This is a genomic window from Psychrobacter sp. 1U2, from assembly GCF_051847575.1.
This window is the reverse complement of sequence record NZ_JBPYDC010001327.1, coordinates 1-628: the sequence shown is the minus strand read 5'-3', so window position 1 is coordinate 628 and position 628 is coordinate 1. Positions and strand designations below refer to the sequence as shown.

The 628-nt window shown below is 47.1% G+C and carries 1 protein-coding gene; it reads right to left on the bottom strand.

The annotated features are described in order from the left end of the window. On the bottom strand, positions 1-628 hold a 628-nt coding region (locus ACS8FD_RS21900; RefSeq protein ID WP_439277419.1), incomplete at both ends, for a molybdopterin cofactor-binding domain-containing protein.

Here is a 628-nt window from a genome sequence, read left to right as displayed (position 1 = left end):
TCAACAGCGATCATACCTACCGCTTCACCAGGAGCACGCATAGAGCCTGATAATACGTGATTCATATCTACCATCTGATAGCTGACGCGGCGATTCTCTCCGCGATACAAAAAGTGAGTGGATAACGCTGTTGGTTCAAAGAACGCCTCGCCTGGCAAATTGCTGGTCGTGGTATCGTGAATAAAGGTATTAATAATACCCTCTTCATTACAACCGATAGCGATACGCTGACGGGTATTTGAGCGTCTTACCGTCGCTTCCATCACTTGCGGGCGCGTCATAGTAATCAGTACTGGACGACCGACTTCTTTAGAAGCAATAGCGGCAGCAATAGATTCTGGTGCAATACCAAGCTTACTGCCAAAACCGCCGCCCACATAATAGGAGATCAACTCGACTTGATCTTTATTCAAATCTAATGCGTCCATTACTTGCTGCTTACAAGAGGCGATCATCTGGTTTGAAGTATATAAGACAAGCTTGTCATCTTCCCAATGTGCCAAAGTAACGTGCGGTTCCATTGCAGCGCTATTTTGACTTGGGGTATGGTACATACTATCGAGGGTTACCGCCGAATCCGCAAGGCCTTGCTCTGGATCTCCGTGCTTGGCATTCTTATCCGAGCCTT